Annotated in this window: 11 protein-coding genes; 5 read left to right on the forward strand and 6 right to left on the reverse strand. The window is 57.7% G+C overall.

The annotated features are described in order from the left end of the window. Positions 1-129: 129 nt before the first annotated feature. Positions 130-2,682 carry a protein kinase domain-containing protein gene (locus TBK1r_RS39310; RefSeq protein WP_419580658.1) on the reverse strand — a complete coding sequence of 851 codons (2,553 nt, stop codon included), beginning with the start codon at positions 2,680-2,682 and terminating at the stop codon, positions 130-132. A 182-nt stretch (positions 2,683-2,864) separates the two neighbouring features. Between TBK1r_RS39310 and TBK1r_RS33745 the strand changes: the two genes are divergently transcribed. Both TBK1r_RS33745 and TBK1r_RS33750 read left to right on the forward strand, forming a co-directional pair. Further along, entirely contained in the window at positions 2,865-3,473 is a 609-nt protein-coding gene (locus TBK1r_RS33745; protein WP_145220069.1) for an RNA polymerase sigma factor, read from the forward strand. A gap of 363 nt (positions 3,474-3,836) precedes the next feature. After that, a complete protein-coding gene (locus TBK1r_RS33750) occupies positions 3,837-4,538 on the forward strand; it encodes a hypothetical protein (RefSeq protein WP_419580659.1) in 702 nt (233 codons plus the stop codon). A gap of 39 nt (positions 4,539-4,577) precedes the next feature. Here the strand turns inward: TBK1r_RS33750 and TBK1r_RS33755 are convergent, their stop codons facing one another. From TBK1r_RS33755 to TBK1r_RS33765, 3 genes are all read right to left on the reverse strand, one after another. After that, the gene (locus tag TBK1r_RS33755; protein ID WP_145220072.1) at positions 4,578-5,540 is read right to left on the reverse strand and encodes a bile acid:sodium symporter family protein; all 963 of its coding nucleotides are present in this window, start codon (positions 5,538-5,540) and stop codon (positions 4,578-4,580) included. A 38-nt stretch (positions 5,541-5,578) separates the two neighbouring features. Continuing rightward, positions 5,579-12,757, reverse strand: a complete 7,179-nt coding sequence (locus tag TBK1r_RS33760; RefSeq protein WP_145220074.1) for a dockerin type I domain-containing protein — start codon at positions 12,755-12,757, stop codon at positions 5,579-5,581. 139 nt (positions 12,758-12,896) lie between these two features. Beyond that, complete coding sequence (locus TBK1r_RS33765) at positions 12,897-14,372, reverse strand: sulfatase (protein WP_419580660.1); 1,476 nt, start codon at positions 14,370-14,372, stop codon at positions 12,897-12,899. Positions 14,373-14,668: 296 nt separating this feature from the next. Here TBK1r_RS33765 and TBK1r_RS33770 point away from each other — a divergent pair, with 296 nt between their 5' ends. Then, complete coding sequence (locus TBK1r_RS33770) at positions 14,669-16,639, forward strand: sulfatase-like hydrolase/transferase (RefSeq protein WP_473772474.1); 1,971 nt, start codon at positions 14,669-14,671, stop codon at positions 16,637-16,639. Positions 16,640-16,732: 93 nt separating this feature from the next. On the opposite strand, the gene TBK1r_RS33775 is transcribed toward TBK1r_RS33770, so the two are convergent. Both TBK1r_RS33775 and TBK1r_RS33780 read right to left on the reverse strand, forming a co-directional pair. Next, positions 16,733-17,272 (reverse strand): Uma2 family endonuclease, encoded by a 540-nt coding sequence (locus tag TBK1r_RS33775; protein WP_145220076.1) that lies wholly within the window; start codon positions 17,270-17,272, stop codon positions 16,733-16,735. A gap of 118 nt (positions 17,273-17,390) precedes the next feature. Further along, a complete protein-coding gene (locus tag TBK1r_RS33780) occupies positions 17,391-17,786 on the reverse strand; it encodes a VOC family protein (RefSeq protein WP_145220078.1) in 396 nt (131 codons plus the stop codon). Between the two features lie 86 nt (positions 17,787-17,872). Between TBK1r_RS33780 and TBK1r_RS33785 the strand changes: the two genes are divergently transcribed. Together TBK1r_RS33785 and TBK1r_RS39315 are read left to right on the forward strand one after the other, a co-directional pair. Then, complete coding sequence (locus TBK1r_RS33785) at positions 17,873-18,658, forward strand: GxxExxY protein (protein WP_145220080.1); 786 nt, start codon at positions 17,873-17,875, stop codon at positions 18,656-18,658. A 42-nt stretch (positions 18,659-18,700) separates the two neighbouring features. Then, positions 18,701-18,977: hypothetical protein (locus TBK1r_RS39315; protein WP_419580661.1), on the forward strand; the 277-nt coding region annotated here is incomplete at its 3' end.

Raw genomic sequence — 18,977 nt, forward strand, 5'->3', positions numbered from 1 at the left:
GAAATGTGACAACAAGTAGACAGGAAAATCGGTGACAAGAAAATGAAGTCACCGGCACTCTTTTCCTGTCACCTATTTTCTTGTCTTTCCGTCCTCACTCTTTTCTTCTGCCATCACCACGCCCCCTCTTCAACGAGCAATCACTTCGCCGCCGTCGCGGGTGATCAGTTTCTTGAGCAACTCCCGATCGAGCTTTTCCATCGTGTGCACACTGCCGTCGGCCATCAGGTAGGTCAACGGTTCAAAGAACTCAGCCTCTTGATCCCAGCTCAAGTCCTCCGGCTTGGTCCACGGCACGCTTTGCTTTGATTCGATCACGAGCAGCGTGTTGCTGGTTCCGTCGAGGAAGTCTTGCAATCCAACTCCGTCTTCGGTTCCGAGCGCACTGTTCCCGGTGGCATAGCCGAGGTAATTGGTGTGACCGCTGGGTTGGTCCTTTGACGCATTTGGGCTGCGATAGACTTCCGGCATCTGATCGAGCAGTTTGAGATTGTTTTCGCTGTTCCAGGGCTCATCAAACTTGTACTGCTCGAACAAGGCGTTCCCCTCAATAAAGGGCAAGATGGCGACGCGCCAGCTGAAAGGCTGAATCGTTTGGTTTCGGTCACCCACCGAGCCTTCGCGCAGATTGACCGAGCCGGGAAATTTGCGGTAGACGGCATGGAAATTGTGAAACGCGACTCCGATTTGCTTGAGCTGATTACGCAAACGGGTCTGCGGGGTGATCTCCGAGGCGTTCCTTCTTTTCGGAGCGACAAACTGATCAGCGCCTTTTTTCCTCAACTGTTGAATCATCGCAAGCGCCTTGGCATCGTCCGATCCTGTGGGCCGCGGCATGGCATCGATCTCGGCCAAGCTTCCCAGTCTCTTGAAACGGTATTCACGTGGAATGCCTCCTTCGCTCTGAAGTGTTCCCTGAAACGGCATTTCCGGGGTACGGAGGAACGGATCAAACCCGATCACCATCGTGTTTGGATCCGGGAATCGGCACGTCACCGGGATGACATTGCCCGTGCCTTGATCGGCCATGGTCAGGTGCAGCCCGGACTGGTCCTTTTGCAGCCTGGTGATCTTGCCCGCGGAAACCTGCCAATCGGTCTGAGCATCTTTTTTGGTGACCGCATAGAACTCGGCCTGGTCAATGGCAAACAGCATGCCTTCGGGCACCACGCGGTTGGGTACGTCATACGCGGTCAGCAGCCAAAGTCCCGAGAGTGTTTCCAGCACATCGTTCTGTAGGGCTCCGAGTCGGTCGGCAGGTCCTTCGGGAGTTGCGGGCTTGGCAGCGTCAGCGGAGTCCGCGTCGCTGGCGGCACCGTCTCGCAACACCTCCAACTTGGCCCCATCCAGGGGCGCTTGGAACACGGTTCCGTCGGGGAACGTGATTTTGATGAACAATCCCATCAGCAACCCGAGCAACACCCCCAGGAACCCCGACGCGATCGCCGTCGTGATGGGAACCGGACGTCGATACCACGGCTTGCATTGCGTCGTCGTCGACTGCGGTAACGGCTGGGTCTTGGCTTCCAATGCGACGGCGTTTTCAACCAGACGAACCAAGTCATGCCCGGCGGACCATGTCGCCAACGTTCCAGCCACCTCGCTGGGTGATTGTGGACGTCTGGAGGGATCCTTGGCCAACATCGAATCGACCAGACGCACGAGCGCCGGCGGACAATTTGGAACCCGATCGGCGAGACTCGGCGGCGTCTCGCTGACCTGGGCGGTCATCTTGGCGAACACCGTTTGGTGCGCCTGATCCGCAAAGGGCGCATTACCCGAGAGCAGTTTGAACAGGGTGCATCCGAGCGAATAGATGTCCGATCGGCAATCCACCTCACGACCGTCGGTCACCTGTTCCGGTGAAACATAATCCGCCGTCCCGATCGCCTGTCCCGCCGCAGTCAATTCCTGCTCCCGGCCGGATTGGTAGCGTGCCAGCCCCAGGTCCAACAGTTTTACTTCACCCTTTCGGCTGATCATGATGTTGGACGGTTTGACATCGCGATGGACAAACCCTTGGTCGCTGGTGTACTGCAGCGCCGCGGCGACTTTGCGAATGACCTCGCAGGCATCCGCGACGGAGACCGGACCGTGTTTTGCGACCAGCTCGCCCAGGTCCAGTCCGTCGATGTACTCGGTCACCAAAACCGCCGTCCCGTCCACTTCGCGAGCATCATGCGCGGTCAGGATATTGGGGTGGCTTAGCTGGCCGATGGCGCGCATCTCGGAATCAAAACGATCGCGGGTGCGTTGGTCGGCCAAGCGGTGACCGGACAGCAGTTTCACGGCGACGTGACGACCGAGTTTGTTGTGCCGCGCCAAGAACACCTTGCCCATCCCGCCGCGGCCGAGCAAGCGGACGATTTCGTACTCGCCGATCGTCTGCGGGATGTCCTGCAATTCGGTGGCGGAAAGTTCATCGGCGGCGGCCAACGCCCCCAACGCTTTGACCATCGCCAGCTTGCAATCGGGCTCGTCGGCCAGGCTTGCCAATGGATCCCTCGCCCGCAGCTCGCTGATCAATGAGTCTTCAGCGTCGTCGACCGTTTCCAATTCGGCCTGACACGTGGTACAGGAACGCAGGTGTTCGAAAAGCTCGTCATTGTCGGCCTCGGGCAGCCGCCCGAGCGAATAAGCTCTTAATCGTTCCGCCGTCGGGCACTCGGTCACTGTCATCATCGTATTCTCCTCGTGTTTCCAGTCAGGTTCAAGTCATCATCATGGGAAAGGTTTGCCAGCGGGACGCGTGAGCGACCGGCGGGCGATAAAACCACGGTCAACACGCGCCACTGGCGTCCCTTTAGATGAACGCAGGCGTCTGACACCAATTTCCGAAAATGGATTCGGTTACACTTTTCCCTATGAATGCCAATCCCGATGACCTGCGACGCCACGAGCACCCGACGCTGTCCGATCCGTTTTTGCAAGGCGTGAAACAGAACGATCCGGTCCAGTGGAGCCGGCTGGTGGAGACGTTTGGTCCGATTGTGTATCGCTGGTGCCGCACCTCGGGCATCGCCGAAACGGATGCGTCGGACGTGGTTCAAGAGGTCTTCGCCTCGGTCGCGAGGGGCATCGACGGATTCGAGCGTCAGAAGGACTCAGGCAGCTTTCGAAGCTGGCTGGCCACGATCACGCGGAATCGCGTCCGGGATCACTTTCGAAAGCTCGCCGGCCGACAACCAGCCGAAGGCGGCACGGAGGCGTTGACACGACTGCAACAGAAAGCGGACTCATTGGATGAGTCGATCGACGGCGACTCGATCAGCAGCCCGCTGGTGCGACAGGTCTTGAAATCGGTCGAAACAGAATTCGAACCGGCGACGTGGAACGCTTTCTGGATGTCGACGATCGAAAATAGGCCCGCATCCCTGGTCGCCGAGACGACCGGGCTATCTGTCGCGAGCGTCTATCAAGCCAAATCCCGTGTCTTGCGCAAATTGAGACAGCGGTTGAGCGAGTTGCCGTGATCTGCACATCCCATTTCAGCTTCCATTCGAGATAACGGAATTCGTCGACGACTTGTTGAGTGAATTAGATCGCACCTGGGATTAGCCGTTTCGAACAAGCGTTTGGGCGTCTGTGTTAGCCGGTACGGAAATGAGGTAGGAAAATTTCGGAGGTAAGAAAATGATGAGCTGCACCATCCGTACGATCTAGCCAATCTTCCCACCTCCAAAACCTTCCCACCTCCAAAACCTTCCTACCCCCAAAATCTTCCTACCTCTCTCCAGCCTCCGTGCCTCCGTCAGCGGCGATTGACATTGCCCCGTTCGTTTTGTTAGGGATGATCGCGAAACCCTGCCCCCTCCCATCGTCAATGCGAATTCACCGTGATCCCCGACCGAGCGTTTGCCCCGATGCTGGCGATAACCGTCACCGCGCTGACGCAGCTCGGTTGCGCGCTGCCGACCGGAGTCCTGCGATCGCGGTGGGCGATGGAGGACCCCGAATACGCCGAAAAGTACTGCGACGGAGCGGAGAAGAGTGACGTGCTGGGCAAGCTCAAACAGGCCGCCGATGCGCGATTCCAAGAAGACGCCACCGGCCTGTTCGTCTCCAGCGGCGTCACCAAACGAACCGATGCCGACCACGGGCTGTTCACGGTCGACATCGGAGCGGAAATGTATGCGACCAGTTTCATGACCGCGCGGGCCTCGTTGATGGGCATGGGCAACGGCGACGACTGGTTCACCGGTCTCGACGCGGGGCTGCGGCTGCAAACGCCCAGCCGGCTAGCGCCCTTCGTCGGCGCAGGCGTTTACGCCGGATACGCCAAAGAAGTGGTTTCCGCCGACGACGACTGGATCGACAACGACGATGACGGGTTCATCGATGAACACGGCGAAGACGACGAACGCATCTCGGGCTCCCTGGCGGCGATCTACCCCGAAGTCGGTGTTCATTTTTGGTGGACGCCGCGAATCCGCTTGACCAGCTACGGACGCTACATGGTCACCACCGAAGGACGCGATGCCGATGACTGGCAAGCCGGCTTCGGCCTGGCCCTGTTCACCAACCCCAACCTTCCCTAACTCCATGGAATAAGTAGCGTAAGCTTCCAGCTTGCGTTCTTATCCCGCCTGCCCCTTCCCCGCCCAAACCGCTGCGACCAGTGTCCCGGTCAACATGCAGCCGAACGTGTACGCCGCGGTCGGAATCTGCGCCGGCGAATCGGCGCCCAGCAAGGTGGCCGCCAGCATGGTTCCCAGCCCCGCGTTTTGCATGCCGACTTCCAACGTCAGCGCGCGGCGCATCGCTTCGGGCATCTTCGCGATCCGCCCGACGGTGTAGCCGCCCAAATAACCGAGCACGTTCATCACCAACAGTCCGGCCAGCAGGCTAATCGCAACCTGTGACAATCGATCTCGATTGCCGGCGACCACCGACGCGATGATCCACAACAAGGCAAACGTTGCCAGCAGCGGTGCGACCGCGACGGCGTGACGTCTGACGACTTCACTCCGGCACTTGACCCAGTACCCCGCGATCACCGGAACGACCACCGTCAACAACAACGTCACCGCCATCTTTGCCGGTTTAAAAACTTCGGCCCCTGTTTCCAGCCCCGCGACGACGACTAATGCGACCGGAACGGTCACCGGAGAAAGCAACGTCGCCACCGAAGTCAGACTGACGCTGTAGCTGACATTGCCGCGCGCGGTCATCGTTAACACATTCGACGCCATCGCTCCCGGGACACAACCACACAGCAACACGCCGTAGGACAACGGACCGTCCAGCCTCAAGGTCCGCACCACCAACCAGGCCAGCGCAGGCATCGACGTGCACTGGACGGCCACGCCCAGAAACACGGTCAAGGGTCGTTGCCGAAGCTCCGTCAATTCATGCCGCTGGACGACCAACCCCAGGCAAAACATCGTCACCACGACCAGTCCCGAAAGAGCCTTGGAACTCAAACGAAAAGGATCGAATGACTCAGTAAAAACCGGCCAGAAGTACGCCAGCATCGAACTGACCACCAGCGCCATCAGAACGCCCGCGCCGCGAAAGCTATTTCGATTTGTACTGTTCATGTTTTTTCCGGCGGACTGGCATAACGACCCGTCACGACTCACGCGTCGCTTCGATCCCCCGCCACATTGCTGCGTGCAAGATCATTGATGATCAACAAAACGTCCAAGGGTGAAACCCGTCGATCGCCATTGACATCCACCAAGTACTTTGGCAACGCAAACGTCGATGTCGCCGAACCGAGCGGAAGATTCGAAAAATCAATCCCGCCAGATTCAGATCGTGCCAGCTGATTGATCACAAGCAACGCGTCGCGAGGCGTGACCATGCCGTTGTTGTCGACATCCCTGGACAAGACCGAGTTGGTCAACATGCGAAGCGACAAATCGCCAAACCTGATTTCATCCGGGTCTCGGGCACGCAGGGGCTGATCCGTTTCCAGATGCTCGATCGGTTCACCAAGCTCCGCCCACACCACATCGGCTGCTGATTCGAGATTGGTGCGTAGAGCCATCAGGTCCGCCGCATCCACGATCCCGTTTGCGTTTTGATCCAACGTCGGATCCTCGGCAAGGACGTCCAACGATGCTCCCAAACGCTGCTCGTAGCTGCGACGCAGCACCGGTGATACAGCGAACGACTTACTGAGCACGAGCGCTTCGGCTTTTTCGACCAGCAGACGACTCGTCGAATCCCCTGGTGCGGCATCGATAGCGACTTTCACACGAACTTTACCGAGCGGACGAGCCGAACGAACGGTTAGCCGATAATACCCGGGTTTCAAGATCACCAACCGCGTCAAACGCTCCGTTTCAACCGTCGCATTTTCCGTCGCATTTTCCGTCGGATCGACGATCGATTCGACCGGCTGACCGTCGAGATCAACCAACGTGAATTGCAATGGTTCGCCGCTGGCACTTGGACCGCTCGCGCCGGTGACAACCACTTCGACGCGATACACCATCGAAACGTCGCTCGCATGGGCAGTCTTCATCTCAAACGTGACGGCCGAATCCGTTCCCACCGACAGCACCGTCGACCCGACCACGGAGCCGCGCGGCATGACAAATGGATGTGCGACCACCGCCCCGTCTCGCTCGACCAACACGAGCGTGTCGCCACCGGTTCGCCGAACGCTGACCGGATTGCCACGATAGAACTGTCGATACAACAACTCGCCGTTTGTGTCCCAGTATTCTGCAACCGTCTGACCACTTTCGGCAGCACGAACGGTTGCAACCACATCATCGGTCAACCAATCGGCATCGCTAAATGCTTCGGCGGGCAATGCGTTGCGAAACGACAGTGTTTCTCCAACCTTCCAAACATCGCCGCGTTGCGAAAACAAGAACTGACGATTCGGCGACAGACGCAACCACTCTCCCACCACAACCGGATCTTGCCACTTCGTTTCAGCCCCGTATCCGATCTGGCCTTGGGGCGAAACCGGTATTTGGTAGACGGAACCGACGACCGGTTGATCATGCCCCACCGCCCCGTGGGGGAGCAGATTGAGCACCCAGCCGCCGTCGAACGCGGGAAGCACGTGCTCCCCGATCAAATTCCCCAAGGCAATCTGATTCCCGTCGTCGTCAAACGTGTAATGTTCGCCGGCGACGACATACAAGAATTCCGGTTGAGCGACGAGGGTCGTCACGGGCACACCGACATCACGACGATCCAGAACCGTTGTCACGAGCGTTTCAACGAAACTCTCGCTGGCAAGATCGATCCGCGAGACATGGCCTGTCTCATATCCGACGAACAACTGCTGCCCCGCAGCATCGATCCCCAGTGCCGTTGGGCGTCCGCGGTCAGATTCCGCCATACGAAGGGGCGGCAAATAATCATGTTCGATGGCAGACCAGCGATGCACCAAACGCCGACCTGCATCCAACAGGTAGACGATGTCGCCGCCATCGGACTGCACCACATCGGGAACGAATTCGGCAACGCAGTGGCTTTGACCAAAGATGCGATCCGATTCGCGATGGCAGTGTTCGTTGCCGGGAAACGCATCCAATTCCAATCCCGGAGTGACGGTTGATTGCGAATACCCGTCATGCCAAGCATCGGGGTATCCATCGCCGTCTGTATCGACGGAGATCGATGCATCGAGCGGGAACGCATCTTCCTGGTACGTCCGCCCGTCGCCGTCACTGTCTTCGTTCAGCGTCAGTCGCTCCAACTGCAATCGACCGTCCTTTTCACTCGCCAACAACGCCTCATGACCTGCCGCGACCAATCGCTTCGGCACTCCATCGATTGAGACTCGGTCGACCAGCCCGAACTTCGGATCGTGCCACTCGATGAAGGAACCCGATTCGTCGCTGCGAAGCACAACGGCCATCGCGTCGTCGAACAAGACCGCATCGTCATGTCCGTTGATCGTCGTCAGCGGGCTGCTCAAATCATCGGCCGAATAAACGTCCCCATTGCCTAATAGGACGTGAGATCCGGAGGAACTGACGGTGATCGGAAGCCGGAAATTTCTGTTGCGTGGGGATCTGAGCACACGGATCAGTTGACCGGTTAACGGATCGACCTGAGCGACGACCAGTGAATCACCGTCCAACGAAGTCCAAGTCGACGCCACCTCGTTCCAAACTCCAGAATGAAACGCCGACAAACGCTGGACGCTACCGTCGCCGCCGATCAAGTGAATTCCGTTTGTACCGCTGACCCTGATCGAGTCTCCATAAGACGCGATCCCATATTCGGTCCGACCGTACGACTGGAGCACACGTTCGATCGGCAAGTCCGTTCCCAAGTCATAACCCAACAGCCGACCGCCGGCGTCACCGACCAATAACGTTTGCGACGCAGGGTGGATTTCAATTTGTGTTGCTCCGTCGATCATCAACGGGTTCAAGTATTCGTTCTCGATGCTGTCCCAGCGATGAACCACGCCGCCGGCAGCATCGAGCAGGTAGACCACACCGGCGGAATCGAAGGCGGTATCCACGATCTCAAAATCGGTCGGTGGTCGGTCCACCTCGCCGTCACGATCGGCGAACAACGTGACGAAATGAAACCGCGTCAACGAATCCACGTCGGTCACCACCGCAACTTGATCTCCCACAACGGCCAATTCGCGGACGTCCCCGTCAAGCTCTTGGTGGTCAAGACGCTGTCCGTTCACGCTCCACACGTCAACGTGGGTGGTACCGTCTGAACCACTTGCCGTCACGATCGTTTCATTATCAATCCAACGAGCCTGCCACCGACTCGGGTCCCTTGACCACAGCACACCGAGCAAGTCGAACGTCGCCAAATCAACGACGCCGCCGCCCGGAAAAACCGTCCGACTGCCATCGGGAGAGTTGACGCCCTTGCCGAAACGATAGCTGTGCAGTTCCGATGCATCGTCGACGACGATCGAGTCGGAGTGGTCACCTGTTTGTTGATCGAACGTCACTGAACGCACTTGTGCACTGGACGATCCGTAGGCGTTATCCGTGTAGTACAGCGTCGCGTTCGCCGGATCGAAAACCACCAACGATTTGCCATCGAGTAGCAGCGACGGGACGGGCGGAACTGAATCGAAATGGATCGTGCGAAGCGGTACGGTGGAAGCCGACAGGAACAGCCGATCCCCATAGATCACCATGTCGCCAACGTATTCGTCGGACTGATACCAACGCTGTTGCACTCGAATCGATTCGGATAAATCGATCACATCGATTTCATACGAATAGGCGATCAACAACCAGTTCTTTCCGGCGGCATAGGCCAGTTGCCGTGGAGCGAGCGAACTGCCCAGATAGCGTCCCCCGTCGCCAAATTTCGCGTCGAGCAGAATCGGGTCCAAGTACTCTCCCGTCGTGGTCTCACGACGCAAAATCCGGTTGGCGTCCTGATCGAGCAGATAGATGATTCCATCGCCATCCACGGTCGAGTCGGCGGCCCAGAATTCGCCGACCGCAGCTTCGATATCGCAAACATCGGGTTGGTTGATCACGGCATCGGCGCGCGTTTGGCAGGCTGAATGTTTTGGAAACGCGTCGACCACCAAACTGCCATTCTCCGCATTCTCATGCAGCGCGTCCGGTGCCCCATCACGGTCGGTGTCAACGGATGCCGTCGCGTCGATCGGAAAGGCATCGTCCACGGTCGCTACGCCATCGCCGTCGAAATCCGTCGACAGGTCGTAGCGATAGAAATGCGTTCGCCCTTCGTGCAGCGTCACGATCGTCGCCACGTCGCCCGATCGAACAATCCCGACCAGATTTCCGGAGAGGTGCCTCACATCGATGCGTTCCAGTTGGTCATTCCAAGTTTCCACGATCGTCACGCCGCCGATCGACGTTCGAAGCGTAGTGACATGCCGGTCATCGATCCACAAGGCATCGTCGGGACGCAACGACAGGAAAGCGTTGAACTGGAACTGTTGGACGCTGCCGTTCCACGCATACAGCACGCCGGCTGTATCAATCATCTGCTGACCATCGGCCGACAATGCCAGCGGGGCGAGCCCCTGAGAACCGACACTTTGAATTCGCGATAGCGAACCATCTTGTTGGTTGATGGCGATCGCACGCCGATTCCTGTTGATCGCGTCCGCCGAGTAGACTGCTGACCGCATCGAATCAACAGTCAAGGTTTCGAACGTCCTGTAGTTCGAATCCTGGTCAGCGAGTTGGCCTGTCCGATCCAAGGAGAACAACGAACGGTCGCCGAGCACCACAACAAAGTCACCGACCAACGCGAGTGACTTGACGCTTTCATCAAGGTTTGCGATTTGGATCGGGCGGGACGTCAATTGGGACAGATCAACCGAATAAATCGTTCCGTCATTTGCCCCCACATACGCCGTCGACTGATCGTCCGAAATCGCCAACGCCGTCACGTGGACCGCAAATTGGCACGAAGCCGCGTAGTCCTGGAGTGTCGTCGACCAAACGTGCACCCGTTCATTGGCCGGATCCAACAGCGCCACGGTATCGCCTGGACCGCGATGAATCTGCGTCGGAACGGAACCATGGATCGTCGACGCGATGTCACAGGAGCTTGGGTCCTCGGAGCGACCATGCTGGGGAAGAAAGCAGACTTGTATCTCAGGAAACGCATCGAGTCGCAGTCCGCTCGTGCTGTCCGATGCGTCTTTCCCTTCGTTCCATCGATCGGGATACCCGTCACCGTCGGTGTCTTGCGACGCAGCGGGATCAAACGGGAACGCATCGTCAAAGGTTGTGAACCCGTCCCCGTCCTTGTCATCAGTCAATTCGTAATGACGCACCGGCCGTCCCGCCTCCACCACGAAGACCTGTTCGCCAAACCGCAGCACCTCGCGATGAGCGTCGCCACTGTAAAAATCGACCAGTTGGAATTGACTGTCCCACTGCCTCAATTGATTGAAGTTGGCCGCCACCAAAGTCCCATCGCTGAGCCAAACGCCGGAGGTGACGGAGTCGAACAGATCGATTTCACCGCCGTCCTCAAGATCGATCACGAATTCTGTGCTGAGCAGATAGCGGCCGTCCGGTGAAACAGCGACCGGCGAACCGAAGCGGGAAATCAAGCTGACTTCAGTGCCGAATTCTCCCGTCTGAAGGTCAAAGCTCTGACGGCGTATTCCAGACGATCCATGGTAAAAGAAGTTATCCGAAGGGTTCCAGACCACGTTTGTCAGTCGTTGCCCGGGCTTGGTCGAAACCACCGTTCCGGCAGAATCAAGCACGACATTGCTGGCGACTCTACCCTTCGTTGTTGCGACAATGACATACTCTCCAATCGCACTCAACCCGCTGACGGACGATCGAATCGTCGCAAAGGGGACCTCCGTCGGATACTCTTGGCGATAGTCGATTTGGGTGATCGCGCCATGCGAATTCGAAGTCTCGTAAAGCAGATAGATTCGTTGGTTGGCCGTGGAAATCACCATCTCGTCAGGCCGTCCAGCGTCGCCATTCAACACGATCGGATTCAGATACCTCTGACCCTGCACCGAATATCGGTAGATCGTTTTCCCGCTACTATCAACGTGATACAGAATCTCCGCCTCGTCACCGAATGCGGAAGAACGACCGATGGGCGCCTTGGCCGCTTGGCGGACGGAATCGCAATCCACGACGTTGATGAACGGATAACGGCAAGCTGAATCAAACGGATGCGAATCTAAGTACAGGTTCGTCGTGCTGTCGGAGCGTTCCTTGCCGGCATTCCAAACATCGGGATACCCGTCGTGATCGGTGTCAACCGAAGCGGCGACATCATTTGGAAAGGCGTCTTCACCAAGCGGCACGCCGTCCAGGTCGATGTCCAGGTACGCTGCAGTGGCGAAGTCATGAAAGTGGACTTGATCCTGGCCATAGGTCACGATCGTCGCCGCGTGATCTGCCGGAAACACCGCCAGCGGTGAACCGGCGACGGTCGCTACACGCAACTGCTGCAACGACTCCGCCGACGACTGACGGATTTGGGTGCCGCCGGAGGATGACCGAAGCGAAATGACTTGCTCGTTCGAGATCCAGGCCGCCTTATCAAACGAACCGACCAACCATGTATCAAACGCGAGCGGCTCGGTCGTATACAAGTAGCCTCCACCGGTGACGATTCTGGATCCATCGGGCGAAATGACAAGCTCGCCACCATTGGGATACGAACCGCTTACGTCACTCCATTGCCCTGTCTCAGCGAGCAGCCCGAGTTGCAGCGATTGCACGCGGCCGCTGTGATCTAACGAGTAGAGACGTCGCTGATCGGCGTCATACGAAAAGGAATCGGATTGACCGAGATCAAAAAACGCGATCCGGCTGCCGCTAGAATCTCGAACGTCAAGCAAGCGTTCGGCGTATTGTTCGACGACGGCCAACACCCGATCACCGACGACAAACAATTCGTCGATTTCGCCCGGCGAAACAAACACATCCTGTTCGGCAAACAAACCATCGGTCAGGTCGACGCGGGTCACCTTGCCGTTTGCATAGCCCAGATAAAGGTCTGACTGATCGTCGCTGAGCGTCGCTTCGGTCGCCGATCCGGAGAGTGTGATCGACGGCAACCGCGAATTCGTCTCCGTGGACCAGCGATGCAGATAACCGACTGAGTCGGAAACGCCCGCCCCCGTCCGGTCGGCGGGCTCAAGTAAATAGACGACGCCATCGCGATCCTGAAACACTTCGATCGGCTCGGACGAAAGGCTCAGGCTGCCCGCCAAGACGCGCCGCGGTTCCAATCGCTGAACCGTCAAACGTCGACTCGTCCGAACGGCTCCCGCGTTGTCATCTGCCCCGCGACGACGCCTGTGCCCCATCGTCAGAATTAAATCGTCACGCAACGCCATCGCCCCTGAACTGAATCGCCGGAAAAACAACCCCCAGCTTTGGCAGCGCACGAGGCCGGAGGGGCAATAGTCTAGCTGAAACACCGGTCGATTGAAGCAGCTCCCGTCAATCGATTCCAAAAGGCGGCAACGTTCAGTTTCCCCCGTTCAGCCGTTGATTCATCTGACCGACTAGCTCCTCGATCAACGCGTCGGGACGATTATCCGATGTCGCCAGGTTGGCCGTTTCGGCATCCGGATTGCGATGATCGTACAGCTCCACAAATCCGTCCTTGTGCACGATCAATCGATGTGTGTCGGTGCGAATCGTTTTGGCGTTATTGCGATACGCGATTGCCGGATGCCCCTCGGCGTCTTCGTTTTCCAACAGCGGCCGAAGCGATCGGCCTTGAACGAACGCCGGAACTCGCACCCCAGCCAACTCACAGAGCGTGGGAAAGACGTCGAGGGTTTCGACGATTCCGTCGGTCGACTTTCCGGCTCGTTTCATCCCGGGGTGGCGGATGATCAACGGCGAACGGAGCGATTCTTCGAACAAACAATGCTTGCCCCAGATCGCGTGCTCGCCGAGATTCCAGCCGTGGTCGCCCCACAGCACAACAATCGTGTTGTCGGCCTGCCCCGATTCCTCCAAACGTTTCAGCACTCGTCCGACCTGGGCATCGGCATAGGTCACACAGGCTGCGTAGTGCCGACGGACTTCGGTGGCAAACGCTTCGTCGTCGTTGGGGTTCCGCCCCCAGCGGTTGTACTTCATGAATTCGCCCGACGAGTGCCAGGTCGTTTTCCCCTGCGGCTTTTCCGGATGCGGAATCGGCGGCAGTTCCACATCGATGTAGGGCTTCATGTACTTGGCCGGCGCTCCGAAAGGCAAATGGGGACGCAGGATTCCGACGGCCAGAAAGAACGGCGGCTGGTCGGCGGCGGACAATTGATCCAGCTGACGCAGGGCTTCGTCGACCGAGATGCCGTCGGGGTAGATGGAATCATCGCCGTCGACCGACTGGAACACGTCCATCTCTTTGGCGTTCTTGCGGATCTCGCCGTGGGCCAGCCCGTGCATCCATCCGCGGGGATGTTGCCAAGGGCCGGCCGGTAGCAAATGCCGATCCCAAGAGTTCGGCATCTCGGGCATCGCTTCATCGTCCCAGTCCGAGCCGCCGCGCCCACCGGGATGATGAGACACCTTGCCGACTGAAACGGTTCGGTAACCATGCTTGCGAAACCAAGCCGGCATGCTCGGCGGGACCGCGCCGGAATCCTTCTGCATTCGTTTGGCACGATCAAACAAAGCCCCGTTGCTGGATGAACCGTACAAGCCCGTCAGCAAGGTATAGCGGGACGCCCCGCACGTCGGTGACTGGACGTAGTGGCGATGAAACGCACGCCCCGACGCCGCCAGAGAATCAATGTTTGGAGATTCGATGTACGATTTCCCGAAACAATTCAATTCCGGACGAAGATCGTCGACGCAGATCAACAGGACATTGGGCCGATCGGCGAACACGGTCGACGCCGTGATGAGGAAAACGACCAGAGCGGAAATAGAACGGAAGCGGTGCATCGATTTGGGAATTACGCGTGCGGTGGGAATTCGGAAGCCGTCCATGGTATCCGGAGAGTGGGTCAAAAAATGGGTTGGTCAAAAAATATTAGAAATCGAGTCGCTGATAAAATCACGCTGCCGGCAGGAAGGTCGAACGAAAGAGGTCGTCACTCCCATCGTTCGCTCCCCATCTTTCCCTCCCCATTTTTTGACCAACTCATTTTTTGACCAAAAAGCTCCCCCACCGCCCTGACAAGATTTCAAAGCAACAATACGCCTGTTTACATGGCACAGGCGACAATGACAGGCTGTAATAGAGCGGCTCGCTCCCGACCGTCCTCCCTCCCCACACGGCACCGATGAACCACCGCCTCCATTTCTCATCCCTGCAACTTTGTTGTCTGCTCGTTCTTTGGTCGGCCACGATGAACGTCTCAGCCGAACGGCCCAACGTGTTGATGATCTTGGTCGATGACTTGAAACCGGCGCTGGGATGCTACGGCGATCCGATCGCCAAGACGCCGAACCTGGACGCGCTCGCCGGGCGGGGCATGCGATTCGACGCCGCCTACTGCAACCAAGCCGTCTGCGCCCCATCGCGATTCACCCTAATGCTCGGCTCACACTCCACATCGACCGGACTGTACGGACTGGGCAGCCAGCTGCGACAAGTGATGCCCGACGCGATCACGCTGCCGCAACACTTTGCCGCGCACGGCTACCGCACCGAATCGCTCGGCAAGATTTTCCACATCGGTCACGGCAACCATGGCGATCCCGAATCGTTTTCCGTGCCGCACTTTAAAGAAAAAGTGATCGAGTACGTTGATCCGGAAAGCACCGGTGGCGGACAACTGACGCGTGAAGAAGCGTATTTCACCAATCAACAGCTCGACCGAATCAAGTCGCTGCCCCGCGGCGCGGCCTACGAGTCCCCCACGGCCGACGACGAAGCCTACGCCGATGGGCGTGTGGCGGCCGAAACGATTCGTCGACTGCATGCAGCCAAACAACGACGCGACACAGAAGGAACACCGTTCTTCATCGCCGCCGGTTTCGCCCGCCCCCACCTACCGTTCTCTGCGCCCAAGAAATACTGGGACTTGTTTGATCCGAACAGCCTGCCAATGCCGGTCAACGAGGACTTGCCGAAAGACTCACCGACCGTCGCGCACAAACGCGGCGGTGAAATCACGAATTACAAACCCGTCCCCGAAGACCGCGATGCCGAGTTCTCCGACGAACTCAAACGCAACCTGATCCACGGCTATTACGCCAGCAGCAGTTATGTCGACGCCCAGATCGGCAAGGTCATCGACGCTCTCGATGAATTAAAACTCGCCGACGACACGATCATTGTGCTGTGGGGCGATCACGGCTTTCACCTCGGCGACCTCGGCATCTGGACCAAGCACACCAACTACGAACAAGCCAATCGGATTCCGATCTTCATCATCGCGCCGGGGACGACGAAGCCGAATCAATCGACCGGCCAGCCCGCCGAGAGCGTCGACATCTACCCGACGCTCGCCGAGTTGGCCGGGCTGCCCCAACCCTCCGGCCCGCAATCGATCGACGGCGTCAGCCTGGTGCCGGTGCTGAAAGACTCCACTGCTCGCGTGCGGGGGCATGCCTTCCACGCCTATCCCAAACGAACGATGGGCCGGGCGATTCGCACAGAACGCTATCGGATGGTCGAGTGGAAAACGCCGGGCGATGACCCGACCGATGCCGAGTACGAGCTGTATGACTATCAAGCCGATCCGAACGAAACACAGAATCTGGCGAGTTTAAAACCAGACGTCTTGGCGGAATTGAAAGCGATTCTCGCAAGCTATCCCGAAGCGGTTCAGAAAGACCGGCGCGTGCCAACGCGATCCTCCCAAAAGAACCTCCCGGTCCTGAAGACGTCGCCGATCGCGAACCGAAATTTGGTAATCGAAGCGACGATCAAAGGCCCCAAACCGCACGGCGTGGTCGTGGCACAAGGCGGACGCGAACACGGCTATGCGTTGCACGTGATCGACGGAGAACCGGTATTCGATGTCCGCCGGTCTGGAGAAGTCACGCGGCTGAGAGCCAACATCAAAGTCAGCGGACAGAGTCGCCTAGTCGCAACCCTGGACGGCCAATCGATCGGCCTGTCGATCAACGGCGGAACGCCGACGACGATGCCCTCGCCCGGATTGATCACGGTGCAACCCAAGGACGGAGTGTCAGTCGGTTCGGACGACCAATCGGCCGCCGGAGACTACGAGGCACCGAACCCGTTCACCGCAACGATCGTCTCCTGCGACGTCACGGCGTCAACCTCAGCTAACGCCCCCTGAAACACAAGCCCCCCTATGCCTTCCCCATCATTCTGCCTTCCCCATCATTCTGCCTTCCCCATCATTCTGCCCCCATCATTTTGCCCCGCCTTATTAACGCAACATGCGTTTCACATCGAGAGACAATCGGCAGCCACTGCAAATGTCAACGGCGAGAGATTCGGTTGCGGGAACCGACTGATAGATTCCGCCGGCGTCGAGCGACCACGCGGAGAGGCTGTTCGCCTCGGGGTCAATGACCAGATACCAACGGACGCCTTGGTCGCGATAGAGGTCTTTCTTTTCTCCGACATCGCGACTGCGGGTCGCATCCGAAAGAACTTCGGCGACGAGCGCGGGCGGCTGTTCGACATGCCTGGCCGGGGCGTCTCCACAAACCACTGACACATCGGGGCGCACGACCGTATCGTTGGAAATGATCCAATCAATCTCGGCGAGCACCGCGGCCTGGCATCCGCTCCGCTCGACCGCAAGCTCCAGTTGGGTTGCGATGCGAACGAGCAGCTGTGAATGCCGACCGAAAGGACTCGGGCTCATCGAAACGGGCAACCCATCCCAAAGTTCCCACTCGCCTTCCCATCGCGCGTAATCCTCCACGGTGTAGGTCGGACGGTATCGAGGCGCGGTACTCATGCGAACTCAGAGGCTAGAAGGAAAAGCGGCGGAATGTCCCTCAGTTTATCGGCCTCTGAGAGTGCACGCCAACTGGCTTCAATGCCATGCTACCCATCAACCGCGGTTTCGACGACGCTCAACCGCCCATCGGCGAACAGATCTCGATCAAGAACCCGTTGTTATCTCGTACATAAGAAACGGTTTGCCCCCAGGGCTTGGTTTTCGGCGGTGACACCGCGACCGCGCCGTTCGCGATCGCGCGGTCATAGCCCGCCTGGACATCCTCTGTGGTGAACGCAATCTCGAAAGCCGCCGAAGGACCATCGGGGCGCGTTTCTGCATAGTCGAACCCGTGTGACTTGGCCAAGGCATGGGAGACAAACCCGAGCGTCACGGCGCCGCTGTCCAGTTCACCGTACTCCTGGTCACCGTCCTTGTGCATCGATTTGCGAGCAAAACCGAACGCGGCCTCATAGAACGCCAGGGCCTGTTCCACATCGGCAACATAAAGCAGCGTGTAACCAAAGTTCATCGAAAGACTCTTTCGTAAAGGAGATCAACAAGAGCAGGAAGATTTTATAGAATCCAATCCTCTTCTGCTCATTAAAAGGAAGGATCATGCCCATTTCATGCCCACTGGCAATCCGCAGCCCTGAAACTGATGATTTCCGTGAATTTGACTACGTGGTTATGAGGCACGCATTTGAGACCCACAAGAACCTCGGACGACTGGCAGATGAATCAATATGCAAGGTCTATTTTGGGCAGCATTTAAAAGAGTCAAGCTTCGAGGTTCACCGAGAGGTCCCGATCGACGTCGCCTACGAAACCTTCCACAAACAGTACCTTCTCGACATGGTGGTCAACCGCTTCGGTGTTTACGAGGTGAAGATGGCCAGTGAACTGACGCTGGAACACGAGATGCAACTCCTAAACTACCTGTTACTGCTTGACCTTTCGCGTGGCAAGCTAATCAACTTTCGCCCACAGTCCGTGCAATACAAATTTGTGAATGCCCCCGCACGAAGAAAAAGCCGCCAGCATTTTAAGGTGACCGTAGATAGGTGGACCGATCAATCGTGCTTGAGATCGAAAGCACTGGGCTTCCTTCGCGACTGGGGCACCGGCCTCGCGTTGCCACTCTACACTCAGGCGGCAACTCATTTCCTCGGCGGCGAATTTCACGCGATTCGAAATATCCAAATGGATCGCGATGGGTATCCGTTGGGTAGACAAAGATTCCACATGACGAGCGAGAGCGAAGCGTTTCGGATAACCGCTCTGGCGAAAGGATTGGGTGAATATGAATCGAACCTTCGCAAATTGCTCCGCCACAGTGCCTTGGATGCGATTCATTGGATCAACATTACGCTTTCCGAAGTGAGACTGTTGTCGGTGGAGTAGCGGACGGAGGGTAGGAAAATTTTGGAGGTAAGAAAATTACCAATGACCCGACAAGACACGACGTCCCCCCTAGCAATCTTCCTACCCCAAAAATCTTCCTACCCCAAAAATCTTCCTACCCCAAAAATCTTCCTACCCCAAAAATCTTCCTACCCCAAAAATCTTCCTACCCCAAAAATCTTCCTACCCCAAAAATCTTCCTACCCCAAAAATCTTCCTACCCAAAAATCTTCCTACCCCAAAAATCTTCCTACCCCAAAAATCTTCCTACCCCAAAAATCTTCCTACCCCAAAAATCTTCCTACCCCAAAAATCTTCC

The organism is Stieleria magnilauensis (assembly GCA_007753675.1).
GTDB lineage: Bacteria > Planctomycetota > Planctomycetia > Pirellulales > Pirellulaceae > Stieleria > Stieleria magnilauensis.